The 16,292-nt window shown below is 65.5% G+C and carries 16 protein-coding genes; 13 read left to right on the top strand and 3 right to left on the bottom strand.

Annotated features, from left to right (window positions below; translation table 11 throughout):
- Window positions 1-33 precede the first annotated feature (33 nt).
- Window positions 34-1,197 (bottom strand): cystathionine beta-lyase, encoded by a 1,164-nt coding sequence (gene metC / locus OHZ10_RS20810; protein WP_342705681.1) that lies wholly within the window; start codon window positions 1,195-1,197, stop codon window positions 34-36.
- A gap of 108 nt (window positions 1,198-1,305) precedes the next feature.
- Between metC and OHZ10_RS20815 the strand changes: the two genes are divergently transcribed.
- Window positions 1,306-2,265, top strand: coding sequence for a LysR substrate-binding domain-containing protein (locus OHZ10_RS20815; RefSeq protein WP_059237743.1), 960 nt, complete (start codon window positions 1,306-1,308; stop codon window positions 2,263-2,265).
- Between the two features lie 108 nt (window positions 2,266-2,373).
- Here the strand turns inward: OHZ10_RS20815 and OHZ10_RS20820 are convergent, their stop codons facing one another.
- The gene (locus OHZ10_RS20820; RefSeq protein WP_342705682.1) at window positions 2,374-3,357 is read right to left on the bottom strand and encodes an NADPH:quinone reductase; all 984 of its coding nucleotides are present in this window, start codon (window positions 3,355-3,357) and stop codon (window positions 2,374-2,376) included.
- Between the two features lie 143 nt (window positions 3,358-3,500).
- On the opposite strand from OHZ10_RS20820, the gene OHZ10_RS20825 reads away from it, so the two are divergent.
- The gene (locus OHZ10_RS20825) at window positions 3,501-3,836 is read left to right on the top strand and encodes a winged helix-turn-helix transcriptional regulator (protein ID WP_059237741.1); all 336 of its coding nucleotides are present in this window, start codon (window positions 3,501-3,503) and stop codon (window positions 3,834-3,836) included.
- A gap of 76 nt (window positions 3,837-3,912) precedes the next feature.
- On the opposite strand, the gene OHZ10_RS20830 is transcribed toward OHZ10_RS20825, so the two are convergent.
- Window positions 3,913-5,151: an MFS transporter gene (locus OHZ10_RS20830; RefSeq protein WP_340625378.1), complete on the bottom strand. Its 1,239-nt coding sequence runs from the start codon at window positions 5,149-5,151 to the stop codon at window positions 3,913-3,915.
- A 102-nt stretch (window positions 5,152-5,253) separates the two neighbouring features.
- On the opposite strand from OHZ10_RS20830, the gene OHZ10_RS20835 reads away from it, so the two are divergent.
- From OHZ10_RS20835 to OHZ10_RS20885, 11 genes are all read left to right on the top strand, one after another.
- On the top strand, window positions 5,254-6,219 hold the full coding sequence (locus OHZ10_RS20835) for an AraC family transcriptional regulator (RefSeq protein WP_342705684.1): 966 nt from the start codon (window positions 5,254-5,256) through the stop codon (window positions 6,217-6,219).
- A 399-nt stretch (window positions 6,220-6,618) separates the two neighbouring features.
- The gene (locus OHZ10_RS20840; protein ID WP_059237738.1) at window positions 6,619-7,872 is read left to right on the top strand and encodes an MFS transporter; all 1,254 of its coding nucleotides are present in this window, start codon (window positions 6,619-6,621) and stop codon (window positions 7,870-7,872) included.
- Window positions 7,873-8,088: 216 nt separating this feature from the next.
- On the top strand, window positions 8,089-9,018 hold the full coding sequence (locus tag OHZ10_RS20845; protein WP_059237737.1) for a LysR family transcriptional regulator: 930 nt from the start codon (window positions 8,089-8,091) through the stop codon (window positions 9,016-9,018).
- Between the two features lie 115 nt (window positions 9,019-9,133).
- Complete coding sequence (locus tag OHZ10_RS20850) at window positions 9,134-9,628, top strand: hydroxyquinol 1,2-dioxygenase (RefSeq protein ID WP_342705685.1); 495 nt, start codon at window positions 9,134-9,136, stop codon at window positions 9,626-9,628.
- Between the two features lie 37 nt (window positions 9,629-9,665).
- Window positions 9,666-10,685: a hydroxyquinol 1,2-dioxygenase gene (locus tag OHZ10_RS20855; RefSeq protein ID WP_342705686.1), complete on the top strand. Its 1,020-nt coding sequence runs from the start codon at window positions 9,666-9,668 to the stop codon at window positions 10,683-10,685.
- Between the two features lie 56 nt (window positions 10,686-10,741).
- Entirely contained in the window at window positions 10,742-12,208 is a 1,467-nt protein-coding gene (locus OHZ10_RS20860; protein ID WP_342705687.1) for an aldehyde dehydrogenase family protein, read from the top strand.
- A 7-nt stretch (window positions 12,209-12,215) separates the two neighbouring features.
- Window positions 12,216-13,283, top strand: coding sequence for a maleylacetate reductase (locus OHZ10_RS20865; protein WP_174993352.1), 1,068 nt, complete (start codon window positions 12,216-12,218; stop codon window positions 13,281-13,283).
- A gap of 63 nt (window positions 13,284-13,346) precedes the next feature.
- Window positions 13,347-13,658: a YciI family protein gene (locus OHZ10_RS20870; protein WP_059237732.1), complete on the top strand. Its 312-nt coding sequence runs from the start codon at window positions 13,347-13,349 to the stop codon at window positions 13,656-13,658.
- Between the two features lie 3 nt (window positions 13,659-13,661).
- Window positions 13,662-13,997: a Rieske (2Fe-2S) protein gene (locus OHZ10_RS20875; RefSeq protein ID WP_059237731.1), complete on the top strand. Its 336-nt coding sequence runs from the start codon at window positions 13,662-13,664 to the stop codon at window positions 13,995-13,997.
- 197 nt (window positions 13,998-14,194) lie between these two features.
- Window positions 14,195-15,283 (top strand): porin, encoded by a 1,089-nt coding sequence (locus OHZ10_RS20880; RefSeq protein WP_059237730.1) that lies wholly within the window; start codon window positions 14,195-14,197, stop codon window positions 15,281-15,283.
- A gap of 179 nt (window positions 15,284-15,462) precedes the next feature.
- A complete protein-coding gene (locus tag OHZ10_RS20885; protein WP_425394792.1) occupies window positions 15,463-16,284 on the top strand; it encodes a MipA/OmpV family protein in 822 nt (273 codons plus the stop codon).
- The last annotated feature ends 8 nt before the right edge of the window (window positions 16,285-16,292 follow it).

Genomic DNA, 16,292 nt, shown 5'->3' on the forward strand with positions numbered 1-16,292 from the left:
TTGGGTGTCGGTTGGTCGCGCATGACCGTCGCGTTATGCGTCGCCGTTCCTGACGTCGGTGAACGCGGCGAGGCCGGTGCACAGATCGTCGATCAGCAGATCGGGGGATTCGAGCCCGATCGACAGGCGGACGATCGGCTGGTCGGTCAGCGGGAACGGGCGCTGTGCCTGCAGCGGCGCCGGGTAGTACGCGGCGAGGCTATGGACGCCGCCCCAGCTCGCGCCGATCGCGAAGTGGCGCAGCGCATCGAAGAACGCGGTGAACGCGGCTTCCGGTGCGGGTTCGAGCATCAACGAGAACAGGCAGCCGTTGCCGGAGAAATCGCGCTTCCAGATCGCATGGCCCGCGTCGGACGGCAACGCCGGAAACAGCACCTTGCGAACGGCCGGATGGGATTCGAGCGCTTGCGCGACGCGCAGTGCCGCCGCGCTTTGCGCATCGAAGCGCACCTTGAGGGTTTCGAGGCCGCGCAGCACGAGGAAACAGTCGTCCGGGCTGGCCTGCTGGCCCAGGATGCTCTGCGTCTCGCGCAACGTCTCGTAGTGGCCGAAGTCGTTCATGCTGATCGTGCCGAGCAGCAGGTCGGAGTGACCGCCGAACAGCTTCGTGGCCGCTTCGACGCTCAGGTCCACGCCGTGTTCGAGCGGACGGAACGCGAGCGGGCTGGCCCACGTGTTGTCCATCATCGTCATGACGCGATGGCGGCGCGCGACTTCGACGATCGCGGGAAGGTCCGGCACTTCCATCGTCACCGTGCCCGGCGATTCCATGCAGATCATCCGCGTGTTCGGTTTCACGTACCGCTCGATCTCGGCGCCGATCGCCGGTTCGTACAGTTCGACTTCCACGTCGAACAGCGCGAGCCATTTCTGCGCGAAGGTCTTGAGCGCGCCGTAGCACGCGGCCGACACGAGCAGGTGATCGCCGCCGCGCACGAAGCCCATGACGGACGTCATCAGCGCGGCCTGCCCGGACGGCGCGAGCACGCAGTGCGCGCCGCCTTCGAGCGCGGCGATGCGGCGCTCCAGTTCGCGCGCCGTCGGCGTGCCGGTGATGCCGTAGCTGTAGCCGTCGGGCTGGCGTTCCTTGCGGCGGGCGAAATCGTCGAGCGAGTCGAACACGACGGTCGAGGCGCGCATGACCGCCGGCGACAGGCTGCGGAACGGTTGCGGGGGGAGCGGCGGGGTGGTGGTCATGATGCGGGTCGGTACTCCGTGACTGGAAACTGGATGACGTGAAGTTTTACTTTCGCGCCGGTTTGCAGCAACATCGGAAATAATTAGGTTGATAAGCCGAGGTTATAGGTGGGCGTGCGCGATATCGAGGTGTTCCGGGCCGTGATGAACGCCGGCAGTACCAGCAAGGCGGCCGGCGTGCTGGAGATTTCGCAGCCGGCGGTGAGCCAGTCGATCCGGCGGCTGGAGAGCATGGCCGGGTTCCGGCTGTTCGAGCGCGTGCGCAGCCGTCTCGTGCCGACGCAGGAGGCCGTCGCGCTGATGCGCGACGTGGACCGCTACTTTCTCGGTTTCGAGGTGATCGAACACCGGATCCGCAGCCTGCGTTCGTACGGATTGGGGCGGCTCGCGATCGCGTCGCTGCCCGCGCTCGGCACCGGGTTCCTGCCGCGCGTGATCGCGTCGTTCGATGCGGCGGCGCGCGACGTGCAGATTTCGCTGCAGGTGATGAGCTCGCGCGAGGTTCACGAGAAGGTGTCGGCCGGGCAGGTGGATTTCGGGTTGATGTCCGACGAGATGTCGATGGCCGGGCTGGAGCACTCGTCGTTCGTCAGCATGCCGGGCGTGGCCGTGATGAGTGCGCGTCACCCGCTCGCCGCCAAAAGCGTGATCAAGGCCGAGGATCTGTCGCAGGCGCCCTTCATCGCGCTGAACCCGGAGGACAGCACGCGATTGCGGCTCGAAACGCAGTTGCGCGGGCTCGGCGTCGTGTTGAAACCGCTGGTGGAAACGCCTTACTCGCATACCGTGTGCGAACTCGCGCTGGCCGGCGTGGGCGTGGGGTTCGCGCACCCGCTCGTGGCGCTCGATTTCGTGCCGCGCGGGCTGGTCGTCAGGCCGTTCGACGTCGATGTCGCGTTTACGGGCGTGCTGGTGTTTCGTCCGGGCACGCCGATGTCGGAGAACGCGCGGGTGTTTCTCCAGCACATGCGGATTCAGCTGGAGGCCGACCGGAATGCGCTGGTGGCGCTGTCCGGCAGGAAGGGACGGGGGCGGGATGCGCGAGCGGCGACGGGCGGTGGGAGATGACCCGGCACCGGTGGGCCCGACGGCGACGGCGCGGGCTCGTCGAGCAGGCCATGCGAACGACTTGACGCACGTGTCGACGAGCGCCGGCGATGGCCGATCGAAGCCGAATCAGTTGTGCACCAGCACCTTGCCGATGACCTGGCCCGATTCCAGCGCTTCGTGTGCATCGATCACCTGGGTCAGTGGCACCTTCATGCCGATTCGGGGCGAGTAGGCGCCCGCTGCGACGCATGCGTCGATGTCGCGGATGGCAGCCTGCTTGGCTTCGCCGGGCACGTGATAGATATAGACGAAACGCAGTACGCAGCCGTGCATCATGGCCTTCAGCAGCGGAACCGGCAGCGCGTCCGTTGCACCGGCCGTTGCATAGGCGCTGATCACGCCGCCTTGCGACAAGCAGGCAAGATCAAGGTCGAGGTTGGATTTCAGGTCGACGTCGACGATACGGTCGACCCCGTGCCCGCCGGTTGCATCGAGAATGACGCGTGCGCCATCCGCGGCGTGCCGGTCGATGACCAGATCCGCGCCGTTCGCTCGTGCGACGGCAGCCTGTTCGGCGTTCCTGACCGATGTCGCAACCCACGCGCCCGCCCATTTCGCCAGCAGAATCGCGGCGGTGCCGACGACGCCCGCGCCGCCGTGAACCAGTACCGGTCGCCCAGCCAGGCTGCCGTCGGCGAACAGGCAACGATGCGCCGTCAATGCGGGAATGCCGAGTGACGCGCCCACGTCGAACGACACATGGCCCGGCAGGCGAACCGCATGGCTTGACGGAACGACGACGTATTCGGCCGCCGTGCCGGCGGCGCGGCCGAATTGCGCCTCGTAGATCCAGACCCGCTCGCCGAGCCGGTCCGGCGATACGCCGGGGCCGACCGCATCGACGATGCCTGCGCCGTCCTGGTGAGGCGTGATGCGCGGGAAGGGCATCGCGGAGGAGAACCCGGCACGCGCTTTCATGTCGGTCGGATTCAGTCCGGAGACATGGACGCGGACGCGTACTTCGTTCGGCCCGGGCGCCTGCGTCGGCAATTCGCCGACGATCAGGACATCCCGGGCGGCACCCTGACGCTCGTAGAACACTGCTTTCATCTGTCTTGCTCCGATGGGTTTCCTGCAACTGGGGCATGCCGTGCGGTCTTGACCGCCGCCCGGAAAAATTCTGCGTTGCAGGGATATCGATGGCAAGTAAGTACGAGTTTGATATATAGGGTAAATTTTTATACTATTGGCCGATGGAGAAACCCAATACGAACGCATACCGTTGTACGGTAGCGGCAACGGTCGACGTCATCGGCGGAAAGTGGAAGCCGTTGATCATCTATTATCTGCTCAGTGGTACGAAGCGATTCGGCGCGCTTCGCACGGCCATCGGCGGCGTCACGCAACGATCGCTGACGTTGCAGCTTCGGGAGCTTGAAGCGCACGGCATCGTTTCCCGGGCGGTATTCGCGGAGGTCCCGCCCCGAGTGGAATATTCGTTGACGGACGTGGGGCGAACCCTCGCGCCCGTGCTCGACGCGATGAAAGACTGGGGCGACAGCTACGTTGCGCGGGGCGAGTCGCGGTAAGTGCATTCGGATCGGGGCGCGCCAGCTCCGGTGACGGGCGGCACGCGCCGGATCGGTACGCGCGGCCGCCCGCCGGTCAAACATGCAGTGTCGGCACTGCGCCGGATTGCGCGGCCGGCACGCCGACACGCAGAACGATCAACAGTGCCGCAAGCAGCATCACGATCCCGCCTGCGACGAACACGCCGGTGATGCCGCTGAAGCTGAACATCGCCCCGCCCGCGGCCGCGCCCGCCGCAATCGACGATTGCACCGATGCGACGACCATTCCGCCGGCGCTTTCCGCCTGATCGGGCACCGCGCGCGTCACCCAGTTCGACCACGCGACCGGCACGCCGCCGAACGCCATCCCCCAGAACGCGACCAGCAGTGCATGTCCGGCGACGGATGCCGGCAGCATCACCAGCGCGAATGCCGCGATGCCGACGAGGCAGGGCATCAGCGCCAGCGTGCCGCGCAGGCTGCGTTCCATCAGGAATCCGGTGATCAGCGTGCCGGCGAAATTCGCGATGCCGAACCCGAGCAGCATCAGCGCGAGCCCGTCCGGGCCGACACCCGCCGTGCTTTCCAGGAACGGCCGGATATACGTGAACAACGCGAAATGGCCCGTGTGCGCGAGTACGCAACCGAACATGCCAATCGCGACGCCCGGGCGCAGCAGCAACTGCAGCACCGTGTTCAGCCGCACGGTGCCGCGCGGCGCCATCCGCGGCAGCGTGAACCACTGGAACAGCAGCGTCGTCGCGCCGACCGCCGCCGCTGCGATGAACGCGCTGCGCCACCCGAACAGCCCGCCGAGATAGCTGCCCAGCGGCACGGCGACGACCGTGCCGACGGCAATGCCGCTGAAGACGATCGACAGCGCACGCGGCAGCAGCGCCGGCGGCACCAGGCGCATCGCGACGGCCGCGGCCATGCTCCAGAAGCCGCCGAGCGCGATGCCCAGCAGGATCCGCATCGCCAGCAGCATCGCGAGGCTGGAAGACAGCGCCACCAGCAGGTTGGACGCGATCATCAGCGTGCTGAAACCGAGCAGCACCGTCCGCCGGTCGAGCCTGCGCGTCAGGCCCGGCACCAGCAAGCCGGCGAACAGCGCGACCACGGCCGTGACCGTGACCGCCTGGCCGGCCAGCGCTTCCGATACGTGCAATCCGGTCGCCATCGGCGTCAGCAGGCTGGCCGGCAGATACTCCGCGGTCAGCAGCCCGAACACGCCCATCGCCAGCGAGAACACAGCCGTCCATGCGGGCTCGGTCACGGCCGCGCTGCGACGACCGTCGTCGCCGGGTACGGCGCTGGAAACACATTCGCTCATGACAAGACATTCCTCGGAAAGTTGATTTCAGAGCGAGTCTAGGTGGGATGGTCAGGATGATCTATGATAGAAAGCCTTGAATTTTTACCTGAAACCCCGAAGATGACCTTGCCGGACCCGTTCGCGCTGTCGTCCGACCTGATCAGCGAGCTGCTGACCGGCATGCGCCTGCGTGGCGTCCAGTACCGCCGCATCGAGGCCGGGCCGGCGTTTGGCCTGGGCTTCGATACGCGGCCCGGGCACGCGTACTTCCACTTTCTCGCGGTCGGCTCCGCGGTACTGCGCACCGAAGACGGCACGCTGCACGAACTGTCGGCCGGCAACGCGCTGTTCCTGCCGCGCGGCGACGCGCACCAGCTCCTGTCCGGCACCGATCAGCCGGTCCGCGATATCGACACGTTCGACGCCGCTCCGCTGGGCGACACGGTGAGCGCCGTGAACGCGTGTCCCAGCAAGAGCATGACGCCCGGTGCGATCCTCTTCACCGGCTGCATGGCGTTCGATCTCGGCGGCATGCAGGCGCTCGGCCGGTTGATGCCGGGCGTGATGGTGGTCGATGCGAAGGGGAAGCGCTATCCGGGGCTCATGCCGATCCTCGCGTCGATGAAGCGCGAAATCTGCTCAGGGCGCATCGGCTTCGCCGGCGTCCTCGCGCGCCTCGCCGACGTGGTGGCGGCCATGCTTGTGCGCGGCTGGGTCGAATGCGGCTGCGACAACGCATCCGGCCTGGTGGCTGCATTGCGCGACCCCCGGCTGGCGCGGGCGATCCTGGCGCTGCATCGGCAGCCCGATCGGGTCTGGAGCGTGTCCGAACTGGCCGCCGAGTGCCATATCTCGCGCTCCGTGTTCGCGGAGCGTTTCCAGGCGACGATCGGCACGCCGCCGTTGCGTTATGCGACGGAGTTGCGAATGCGCGTGGCCAGCCAGTGGTTGAACCACGACCGGCTGCCGATCGAGACGGTGGCGCTGAAGCTCGGCTATGCGTCGCAAGCTGCGTTCAGTCGCGCGTTCAAGCGCGTGACGGGGGTGCCGCCGGGGGCCAGCCGGCAGGTTGTTCGGGGTACGTAGAAACCGTCGATGCCGTTGCGCCGGTCGAACCGGCTGCATCGTCCCTGCTCGCGAAGCAGAGCGCCGATGCGTCGATGTCTATGAGGGATTCCCCCGTAACACGCGAGTGGGCACGACGTCCACGTTGCGTGCACCCGCTCCACGCTGTCCCGCCGTCCGTTCCAGCCTACCCCTGCCGATTATTTGCGTTTCGCGAATGGCGCGTTCGCCGGTTGTTCCATACCCGATTCGCGGCCGTGCACCTATCGTGGTGGCGTCGGTCGAGTGAATTTGATTCGTCGAATCCGAAAGGCGGCCGGCACTTCCTCGCGATTCACGTCGCACACAAAAATCATCGGACCTGACCCATGCGCAGGCGCTCCGGCGCGCGCAGGCGAACCGGCGTCCACGGAGACGGACATGAAAGCAAACGAGTGGGATACCTCATACGAGTGGAAGGCGGTGACGCTGCTGGCGCTCGGTTTCGGGCTGGTCGGCCTCGACCGCTGGCTCATCGCGCCGCTGTTCCCGTCGATCATGAAGGACCTGAACCTGACCGCGCAGGACGTCGGCAACTGCATCGGCGTGCTCGGGCTGTCGTGGGGCATCTTTGCGGCGCTGATGGGCGGCATCTCCGACAAGGTCGGCCGCCGGAAGGTGCTGATTCCGGCGATCGTCGCGTTCTCGCTGTTGTCCGGTTTCTCGGGGCTCGCGGGCGGGCTGCTCGGCCTGATGGCGATTCGCGGGCTGATGGGCGTCGCGGAGGGTTCGTTCTGCCCGACGAGCTTCGCCGCGACGGCCGATGCGTCGCATCCGCGGCGGCGCGGGCTGAACCTCGGCCTGCAGCAGAGCGGCTTTGCGCTGTTCGGGCTTGCGCTGTCGCCGATCATCGCCACGCAGTTGCTCGGCTTCGTGTCATGGCGCTGGGTCTTTGCGCTCGTGGCCGTGCCCGGCCTGATTCTCGGCGCGATCATGTTCTTCGTGATCCGCGAGCCGAAGGTCGTGAAGGAGGTCGCGTCCGAACCGGCGCCCGCGTCGCTCGGGCATGTGCTCAAGAGCCGCAACATCCTCGTGGCAATGGCCGCGCTGTGCTGCGCGATGACCGGCGTCTTCGTGCTCGGCGCGCTGCTGCCGCTGTACCTGACCGATTACCTGTCGCTCGGCACGCAGAAGATGGGCCTCGTCGTCTCGGCGATCGGCTTCGGCGGTTTTCTCGGGCAGTTCGGGTTGCCGGGGCTTTCCGACCTGGTCGGCCGCCGCATCGCGAGCATCGTCGGGTTCGTGGGCACGGCCGTGATGCTCTACATCTTCCGTGGCCTCGGCCCGCAGCCGCTCGCGCTGTTCGGCGTGCTGTTCGTCGCGTCGTTCTTCACGCTCGGGCTGGTGTCGCTGCTGTCCGGCCCGGTGGCGACCGAGGCCGCCCCCATCGGCCTCGTGTCGACGTCCATCGGCATGGTGGTCGGCGTAGGCGAGATCTTCGGCGGCGGCATTGCGCCGGCGATGGGCGGCTACGTTGCCGCACACTTTGGCATCCAGAACATTCTGTGGCTGCCGATGGGCTCGGTCCTGCTGGGAATCGTGGTCAGCCTGTTGCTGAAGGAAACCGCGCCGGCCGTGCTGCAGCGTCGCGCGGTCGTGCGGCCGGAACTGGTGGCCGGAGAGCAGTCGCGGTAATGCCGGCGCGGGCATACCGGCGCGGGCATACCGGCGCGGGCATACCGGCGCGGGCGTACCGGCGCGGGCGTACCGGCGCGGGCGTACCGGCGAACGCCGGTACCGGTGCGCCCGGCAATTGACATCGATTTGGCGACACTGTGACGCCTTTCGCATGACACAGCCCGATACCCGCACAGGTAGACTGCCTGTTTCGCTGTCGAAAAAGGGCGCGGTATGGACCGGTTCCTGAGCATCGAAGCATTCGTGAGAGTGGCCGAGGCAAGCAGCTTCGCGGAGGCCGCGCGGCAACTGGGGGTGACGAGTTCAGTCGTGACGAATCGCATCCAGCAACTCGAGAAGTTCGTCAACGCGCCGCTGTTCCATCGCAGCACGCGCCACGTGCGGCTGTCCGAAGTGGGCGAGGCGTTCTATCGCGAGTGTGCGGAGGTGGTCGGGCGCGTCAACGAGCTGACGGACCAGATGCGCGAGCTTCGCGCGACGCCGACCGGGCGGCTGCGCATCCAGATACTGCCCGGGTTCGCGCTCGATCACTTCGGCGCGCCGCTCGCCGCATTCAATCAGCGCTACCCGGGCATCCAGCTCGACATCATCGTCAATGACCGTGTCGTGGACCCTGTCGAAGAAGGGTTCGACATCGCGTTCCAGATCTTCCCGCCGATTTCCGAATCGCTGATCGAGCGACGGCTGTTCACGGTCCGGCGCCTCTTTTGTGCGGCGCCCGCGTACGTCGACGCGCATGGTGCGCCACAACATCCACGCGATCTGCTGCAGCACACGACAGCGCTGTATTCGGGCTACCCGTCGCGCAACCGCTGGACGATGACGCGCGGCGACGAGGTGGTCGAAATGGAGCTGCCGGGCATGATTCGCTCGAACTCCGTTCACCTGCTGCGCGAATACGCGCTGACGGGCGGCGGTGTCGTCTGCTTGCCCACGCTCGTGGCGAGCGAAGCGCTCGTCGCGGGCCGCCTGGTGCCGATCCTCACCGATTATCAGCTCGCGCCGCTGAGCTTTGCCGCCGTCTATCCCGCAACGCAGCGACAGGCGTTGAAGGTGAAGGCCCTGGTCGAATTCCTCGCCGAATACATCGGCGACGAATCCCCGTGGGATCTCCCGCTGCTGGAGCGCGGCTGGGTGCGTTGAACCGCGCGGATTATTCGCGAAACGCAAATGCCGTAATCGCCATCCGTTGCCTTGTTGCTGCTGTCCCTTGCCCCTAGAGTTGAATCCAACAAGCGGTTCAACTCAGGAGACAGCAATGACCAGCACGGCATTCCACACCGTCTTCGGTTCGCTCGATGGCTATCGGAAGGGCGAGATCGAAATCACCAGCGGCAGCGCGCAGCACTACGCCTTCTCGAATGTCTTCGAGGTGGCGTCGAAGTCGGCCCCTTACGAAAAGGTCGTCGCCGGCAAGAATCTCGAATACGTGATCGAAGTGTTGAGGACCGACGGCCAGTCGCCGTGGTTCGCTTGCGCGCATGACGAGTTCGCGATCCAGATGGACGGCGAAGTCCGGATCGAATTCATCAAGCTCGACAATCCGCCGGCATCGGGTCGCGGCACCGTGAGCGCCGGCACGCAACCGGCCGGCCGGAACATGGGGTACGTCGTATTGCGCCAGGGCCATCAGGCGCTGCTGCCGGCCGGCTGTGCGTATCGCTTTACCGCGAGCCGGCCGGGCGTCGCGCTCGTGCAGACCATCCTCGGCGAGCTGTCGGTCGAGAAGTGGGCCGAGATCTGCCTGCACTGACCTTCCGACCTCATTCGACTATCCCAGGAGACACGTAATGGCCACCCTCGAAACCCTCGACCCGTCCACGGGCTTTGCCGCCGATCTGGTGCGATCGACCGAAGCCGATTCCGTCACCGGCTACCGCCGCTTCCAGCTCGGCGAATTCGGGTTCCAGCGCGACGAATACTTCGTGAAGATCAGCTGGCCCGCGAAAGGCCAGACGCGTACGCATGCGATGCCAGCGGACGCATTCCTGCGCGCGATGATGCGCGACGTGGCGTGGGGCTTCTTCTACGGCTGGGTGAATTTCGATCACGTGTTCGGCACGCGCAATCACTACGGCAAGGTAGACATGTATGCAGGCACCTTCAACGGCATCCTGAAGGACGCCGGTGTCGATTACACCGAGACCTTCGAAACGCCGACGATCATGGCGACCTTCAAGGCAATGCTGCACGACTGGACCAACGAAGGCTTCGACCCGTTCGCGGCGCCGGAGGAAACGGGCACCGCATTCGGGCGCAAGCACGGCGAAAACGGCTCGGCGATCGAGCGCACGCGTATCGCGACGCGCCGCATGCCGGGCCTCGAAGGCGACTCGCCGCTGCGCGACGCGCTGCCGGTCAACCGTGCGTTCCTCGACGTCGTGCAGGACGAGCCGGAGGTGCACGTCGAACCGGGCTTCGAGGGCGAACTGCACGCGTTCAACCTGTTCAAGTACCTGTCGCGCTCGGACGTCACGTGGAATCCGTCGGTCACGTCGGTGTGCGGGCGCAGCCTGTTCTGCCCGACCACCGAGGAATTCATCCTGCCGGTGTTCCATGGCAACGACCGCGTCGAATGGTTCCTGCAACTGTCCGACGAAATCGTGTGGGACATCGGCGACAAGAACACCGGCGCGCCGCGCGCACGCATCACGATGCGCGCGGGCGACATCTGCGCGATGCCGGCCGACATCCGGCACCAGGGCTACTCGACGAAGCGATCGATGCTGCTCGTCTGGGAAAACGCGACGCCGAACCTGCCGCAACGCTACGAAAGCGGCGAGCTCGCGCCGTACCCGATCGCGTTCTGAGCCGCGTTTTTGCTACCGATTCAGCTTTCGCTTCCGCAATACACCGAGGACGATTCATGCAAACCCAACTCTTCATCGACGGGCGCTTCGTTGACGCCGTCGACCGCGGCACGATCGACGTGCTGAACCCGCACGACGGCTCCGTCATCACGAAGATCGCGGCGGCCACCGCGGCGGACGTCGATCTGGCCGTCGAAGCCGCGACGCGCGCCTTTCCCAAATGGTCGGCGATGCCGGCGGCCGAACGCGGCCGTCTGCTGCTGCGCCTGGCCGACGCGATCGAAGCCAACGCGGAGGCGCTGGCGCAGCTCGAATCGCTGGACACCGGCCACCCGATTCGCGATTCGCGGTCGCTCGACGTGCCGCGTACGGCCGCCTGCTTCCGCTATTTCGGCGGCATGGCCGACAAGCTGCAAGGCTCGGTGATTCCGGTCGAGACCGGTTTCCTGAATTACGTGCAGCGTGCGCCGATCGGCGTCGTCGGCCAGATCGTGCCGTGGAATTTCCCGCTGATGTTCACGAGCTGGAAGATGGGCCCGGCACTCGCCGCTGGCAATACGGTGGTGCTCAAGCCGTCGGAAATCACGCCGCTGTCGACCTTGCGCATCGTCGAGCTGATGGCCGAAGTCGGGTTCCCTGCGGGCGTCGTCAATATCGTGCCCGGCTACGGGCATACGGCGGGCCAGCGGCTCGCCGAACATCCGGGCGTCGGCAAGATCGCGTTCACCGGTTCGACGGCGACCGGCCGCCGGATCGTCGAAGCGTCGCAGGGCAACCTGAAGCGCGTGCAGCTGGAGCTGGGCGGCAAGGGCGCCAATATCGTGTTCGACGATGCGAATCTCGACGCGGCGATCAACTGCGCTGCGTGGGCGATCTTTCACAATCAGGGGCAGGCGTGCATCGCGGGTTCGCGGCTCGTGCTGCACGAACGCATCGCGGACGCGTTCCTCGAGCGGTTCGTCGCGCTCGCGTCGTCGATCCGGATCGGCAATCCGCTCGATCCGAATACGGAAATGGGGCCGCTCACGTCGAAGCAGCACCTCGACCGCGTGCTGTCGTATGTCGACGTCGCGCGCGAGCAGGGTGGCCGCGTGCTGACGGGCGGCAGCGCGCCGCAGGATCCGGCGCTCGCCAATGGTTACTACGTGCGCCCGACGATCATCGAGGCCAGGAGCGCAGCCGATCGTGTCGCGCAGGAGGAAGTGTTCGGTCCGTTCGTCACCGTGCTGCGTTTCGGCAGCGATGAAGAAGCGCTCGCGATTGCGAACGCAACGGAATACGGGCTCGGCAGCGGCCTCTGGACCCAGAATCTCTCGCGTGCGCACAAGATGGCGTCGCAGATCAACGCGGGCATGTGCTGGATCAACTGCTACAAGCGCGTCAATCCCGGCAGCCCGTTCGGTGGCGTCGGCAAGTCGGGCTACGGCCGCGAGATGGGTTTCGAGGCCATGCACGACTACACGGAAGCACGTTCGGTGTGGGTCAACGTCGACGGCAACGTGCCGCCGCATTTCAAGCGCTGAGGCTCTCATGGAGCGCTTTGTCTATCAGGGCACCCCTTCGCGCGTGGTATTCGAATGGGGGGCGCTCGACAAGTTGCCGGACGAACTGTCGACGCTCGGCGCCCGTCGCGCGCTCATCCTGTCCACGCCCGAACAGCGGCATCTCGCCGATCGCGTGAAGAGCGTGCTGGGCGAGCGTGCGGCGGGCGTATGCGCGCAGGCCGTCATGCACGTGCCGGTCGAAGTCGCGCGTGCCGCGCGCGAGATGGCGGCCGCGCTGGGCGCGGACTGCTGCATCGCGATCGGCGGTGGCTCGACGATCGGGCTGGGCAAGGCCATTGCGCTCGAATCGTCGCTGCCGATCCTGGCCGTGCCGACGACTTACGCGGGCTCGGAAATGACGCCGATCTACGGGATCACCGAAGGCCGGCTGAAGCGCACCGGGCGCGATGTGCGCGTGCTGCCGCGTACCGTGATTTACGACCCGTCGCTGACGTTGTCGCTGCCGCCGGGCATCTCGGCGGCGTCGGGCGTCAATGCGATGGCGCACGCGGTCGAGGCACTCTATGCGGAAGACGCGAACCCGGTGATCAGCTTGATGGCCGAAGAGTCGATTCGCGCGCTTGGCGAAGCGTTGCCCGCGGTGGTGCGCGATCCGGAGGATCGGACGATGCGCAGCCGCGCGCTGTATGGTGCGTGGCTTGCCGGGACCTGCCTCGGCGCGGTCGGCATGGCGTTGCACCACAAGCTTTGTCACACGCTCGGCGGCACGTTCAACCTGCCGCACGCGCAGACGCACGCGGCGATGTTGCCGCATACCGCACATTACAACCATGCCGCGGCGCCTGATGCACTACGCCGCGTTGCGCGGGCGCTGGGCGGGACCGATGCGGCCGACGCCGGCCCGCTGCTGTTCAGGCTGAACGAGCAGCTTGGCATCGCGCCGGCGCTCGCCGGAATCGGAATGCCTCGGGAAGGGCTCGACGAAGCGGCCGACCTCGCGTGCAAGAACCCCTATGCCAATCCCCGGCCGATCGAACGCGCGGCGATTCGTGCGTTGCTTCAGGACGCATGGGACGGGCGCGCGCCGCATTGAGCGGCCGGATGCGCCAACGGAGAAAGACGTGATGAATGACCTCATCGACCGGAGCTGATCGTCATGGCTCGATTTTTCGCGGTGTTTGCGACGGACCAGCCCGGTATGCGCGACGTGCGCGACCGCGTGCGTCCGATTCACAGGACGTATCTGCGCTCGGCTGCCGAGCACGGCGTGTACGTGCGGCTCGGCGGGCCGACGCTCGACCCGCACGGCGACGCGATGAACGGAACGCTGCTCGTCGTCGAGGCGGACGACCTTCATGCGGTGATGCAGTTCGTCGGAAACGACCCGTATGTGAAGGAAGGGCTGTTCTCGCACGTGGAAGTGCGTCCGTGGGACTGGAGCCTCGGCAACCCCGAGCAACGGGTGTGAGCGATGGAAGCGAAACGACTCTGCCGCGTGTCCGAGGTGCCTGATGGCGGCGCGCGCGTGGTCGACGAAGCCTGCATCGGACGTCCCGTCATCGTGGTGCGGCGTGGCGAGCAAGTATGGGCGTATGTGAATCGGTGCCCGCATTTCTCCGTGCCGCTCGATTTCGTGCCGGGCGATGTTTCCTGCTATCGGTCGCAGGTGCTGATGTGTGCGCATCACAGCGCGCTGTTTCGCTTCGATGACGGCGTGTGTATCGACGGGCCCTGCACGGGGGCCGGACTGGAAACCGTCGCGGTCGAAGTGGATTCCACGGCTTGGGTCATCTATCGAGGCGCTTGATTCACGGGTTTGGATCCAGGCGGGTTTGAAGCCGGTTCTTGTGCGGATTGTCGTGTTTATAAATAAGTAAAACTAATCATATTTCCGATGTTGATGTAGCTGCCTGAATCCAGGCGATTTTTCACGAAGCAACAAGCGGGCAAGCGCCACCCAGTGTGGCGACGGACGCGTATTTCCATAAAAAAGACGGAGACAACATGAAACTCAGGTTTGGCGTATTCGCAGTTCTTGCCGTCGCGCAAGGCGCGTGGGCGCAGAGCAGTGTGACGATGTTCGGTCTGATCGACTCCGGCATCTCGTATGTCAGCAACGAGGGCGGCGGAAAGAACGTCAAGTTCGACGACGGCATCTACGCGCCCAATCTCTTCGGCTTTCGCGGTACCGAAGATCTCGGTGGCGGGTACCACGCAACATTCGCGCTCGTGAACCAGTTCTCGATGGCGAACGGCAGCATCGTCGGGACCGGAATTTTCGGGCGCAACGCCTACGTGGGCATCGATAGCGACCGGTTCGGCAGCATCACGCTGGGGAATCAATACGACTTCATGGTGGATTCGCTCTTTTCGAAGGGCAATGCAATTTCGCGAGACATTTCCGGGCTGTACGGATTCCGGAACGGCCCGTTCCAACGTCTCGCGCTTCCCGACAACCCGACCGGCGCGTTCGACTGGGACCGCACCGCAGGCAGCAAGCCGATCGCGAACGCCGTCAAATACAGTTCGCCGACGGTCGCGGGCTTGTCCGGCGGCGTGATGTATGCGTTCGGCGGCGTGGCCGGTTCGGTCGGCGCGGACAACGCCGTCAGTGCCGGGGTGAACTATGAACTCGGGCCGTTCGGCGTGGGGGCGGCCTATACGAACGAGAAGTACGGCCCGGCGCCGGGCGTGCCGTCGACCAGCGTGCGTAACTGGGGCGTCGGGATGCACTACGACTTCGGTGTCGTTGCCGCAAAGGCCTTGATGACGACCGTGCACAACTCGTTCAACGATGCCGGCGTGTGGATGGCCGAAGCCGGCGGTCTGTGGCGGATCCGGCCGGATGTCGTTCTGGGCGCGAAATACATGTACATGAAGGGCAATGAAGCGGTGAGCAACAACCACGCGCATCAGATCAGCATGGCGCTTCAATACCTGTTGTCGAAGCGGACCATGGTGTACGTGTCGGCGGATTATCAGCGGGCGAACAGCGGCGCGAACGCGCAGGTGAATGGCGTGCTGGATCCGAACGGTGCTTCAAGTTCGGCGAGTCAGGCCGTGGCGCGGGTCGGGTTGCATACCGTGTTCTGACGGCGTGTCGCGCCGCGTTCTTCAAGCACGCAGGGCGACACATGCTCGCCCTGCGTCGATATTCCCCATCGCCGAAATTCTCCGCACAGTCCGCAACGCAACGATATTTTTCCTGGTAAGTGAGCGGTAAGTCGACTGGTCCTACAGTAGCCCCCGTTTCGATCGTCGACTCCAGGAAAATGATTGTGAAAACCACCTTCCACCGCGAACGTCCGTTGTTGCTGCTTGCCGCCTCATTCGCATTGTCGTCCGCTTCCGCCTGGGCCGACGAGAGTATGATCCCGCCCGATGCCGATCATTCGGGGCTGACCATACTCAATAACGCGACCAACGTGACGCATTGGGGATTGGGTGCCGGAGTCGGCATTGAGCCGTCGGTCTACCAGGGCGATAGCAGCCGCGTGCTGCCGTTTCCGCTGGTCTATTTCGACAACAAATGGGTCCAGGCCATCGGTACCACGGCCGACCTGAAAATCGGTAGCTGGAGCGGGGTCAGTGTCGCGCTGCGTGGCCAGTTCTCGATCTTCGACGGCTACAAGGGCTCGGACGCCCCGATCCTGAACGGCATGGAAAATCGCAAGGGCGCGTTCTGGTACGGGCCTGCTCTGTCATGGGGCACCGGGTTCGGCACGTTGTCGGGCACCTTCCTGTTCGGCGGAAACAAGGGCGAGCGCGCGAAAATCGGCTTCGAGAAGGCGTTTGCTTTCGGCCAATTCTCGGTTGCGCCGCATGTCGGCGTGGAATGGCTGAGCGACAAATACGTCGACTACTATTACGGCGTGCGACCATCGGAGGCGCGCGCCGGGCGCGCAGCCTACAGCGCGGGTTCGACCGTGAACGTGTCGGCCGGCACGCGTATCGACTACCGGCCGACAAAACAGCAGACGATCTTTGTGGACGTTGGCGTGTCGCGTCTCGGCGACGCCATCACCGACAGCCCGATCGTCGGAAGACGGTTCGTTCCCGAAGCCAGGGTCGGCTACATGTATCGGTTCAAGTGAGTGCGAGT

Source organism: Burkholderia arboris, assembly GCF_038723655.1.
In the GTDB taxonomy this organism is placed as follows: Bacteria; Pseudomonadota; Gammaproteobacteria; order Burkholderiales; family Burkholderiaceae; genus Burkholderia; species Burkholderia arboris.

Coding starts and splice junctions, on each gene's coding strand:
- OHZ10_RS20845 (WP_059237737.1), top strand. CDS start 8,089: ATGGACCGGTTCCTGAGCATCGAAGCATTCGTGAGAGTGGCCGAGGCA.
- OHZ10_RS20840 (WP_059237738.1), top strand. CDS start 6,619: ATGAAAGCAAACGAGTGGGATACCTCATACGAGTGGAAGGCGGTGACG.
- OHZ10_RS20860 (WP_342705687.1), top strand. CDS start 10,742: ATGCAAACCCAACTCTTCATCGACGGGCGCTTCGTTGACGCCGTCGAC.
- OHZ10_RS20850 (WP_342705685.1), top strand. CDS start 9,134: ATGACCAGCACGGCATTCCACACCGTCTTCGGTTCGCTCGATGGCTAT.
- OHZ10_RS20825 (WP_059237741.1), top strand. CDS start 3,501: ATGGAGAAACCCAATACGAACGCATACCGTTGTACGGTAGCGGCAACG.
- OHZ10_RS20880 (WP_059237730.1), top strand. CDS start 14,195: ATGAAACTCAGGTTTGGCGTATTCGCAGTTCTTGCCGTCGCGCAAGGC.
- OHZ10_RS20835 (WP_342705684.1), top strand. CDS start 5,254: ATGACCTTGCCGGACCCGTTCGCGCTGTCGTCCGACCTGATCAGCGAG.
- OHZ10_RS20855 (WP_342705686.1), top strand. CDS start 9,666: ATGGCCACCCTCGAAACCCTCGACCCGTCCACGGGCTTTGCCGCCGAT.
- OHZ10_RS20875 (WP_059237731.1), top strand. CDS start 13,662: ATGGAAGCGAAACGACTCTGCCGCGTGTCCGAGGTGCCTGATGGCGGC.
- OHZ10_RS20830 (WP_340625378.1), bottom strand. CDS start 5,151: ATGAGCGAATGTGTTTCCAGCGCCGTACCCGGCGACGACGGTCGTCGC.
- OHZ10_RS20820 (WP_342705682.1), bottom strand. CDS start 3,357: ATGAAAGCAGTGTTCTACGAGCGTCAGGGTGCCGCCCGGGATGTCCTG.
- OHZ10_RS20885 (WP_425394792.1), top strand. CDS start 15,463: ATGATTGTGAAAACCACCTTCCACCGCGAACGTCCGTTGTTGCTGCTT.
- OHZ10_RS20870 (WP_059237732.1), top strand. CDS start 13,347: ATGGCTCGATTTTTCGCGGTGTTTGCGACGGACCAGCCCGGTATGCGC.
- OHZ10_RS20865 (WP_174993352.1), top strand. CDS start 12,216: ATGGAGCGCTTTGTCTATCAGGGCACCCCTTCGCGCGTGGTATTCGAA.
- metC (WP_342705681.1), bottom strand. CDS start 1,197: ATGACCACCACCCCGCCGCTCCCCCCGCAACCGTTCCGCAGCCTGTCG.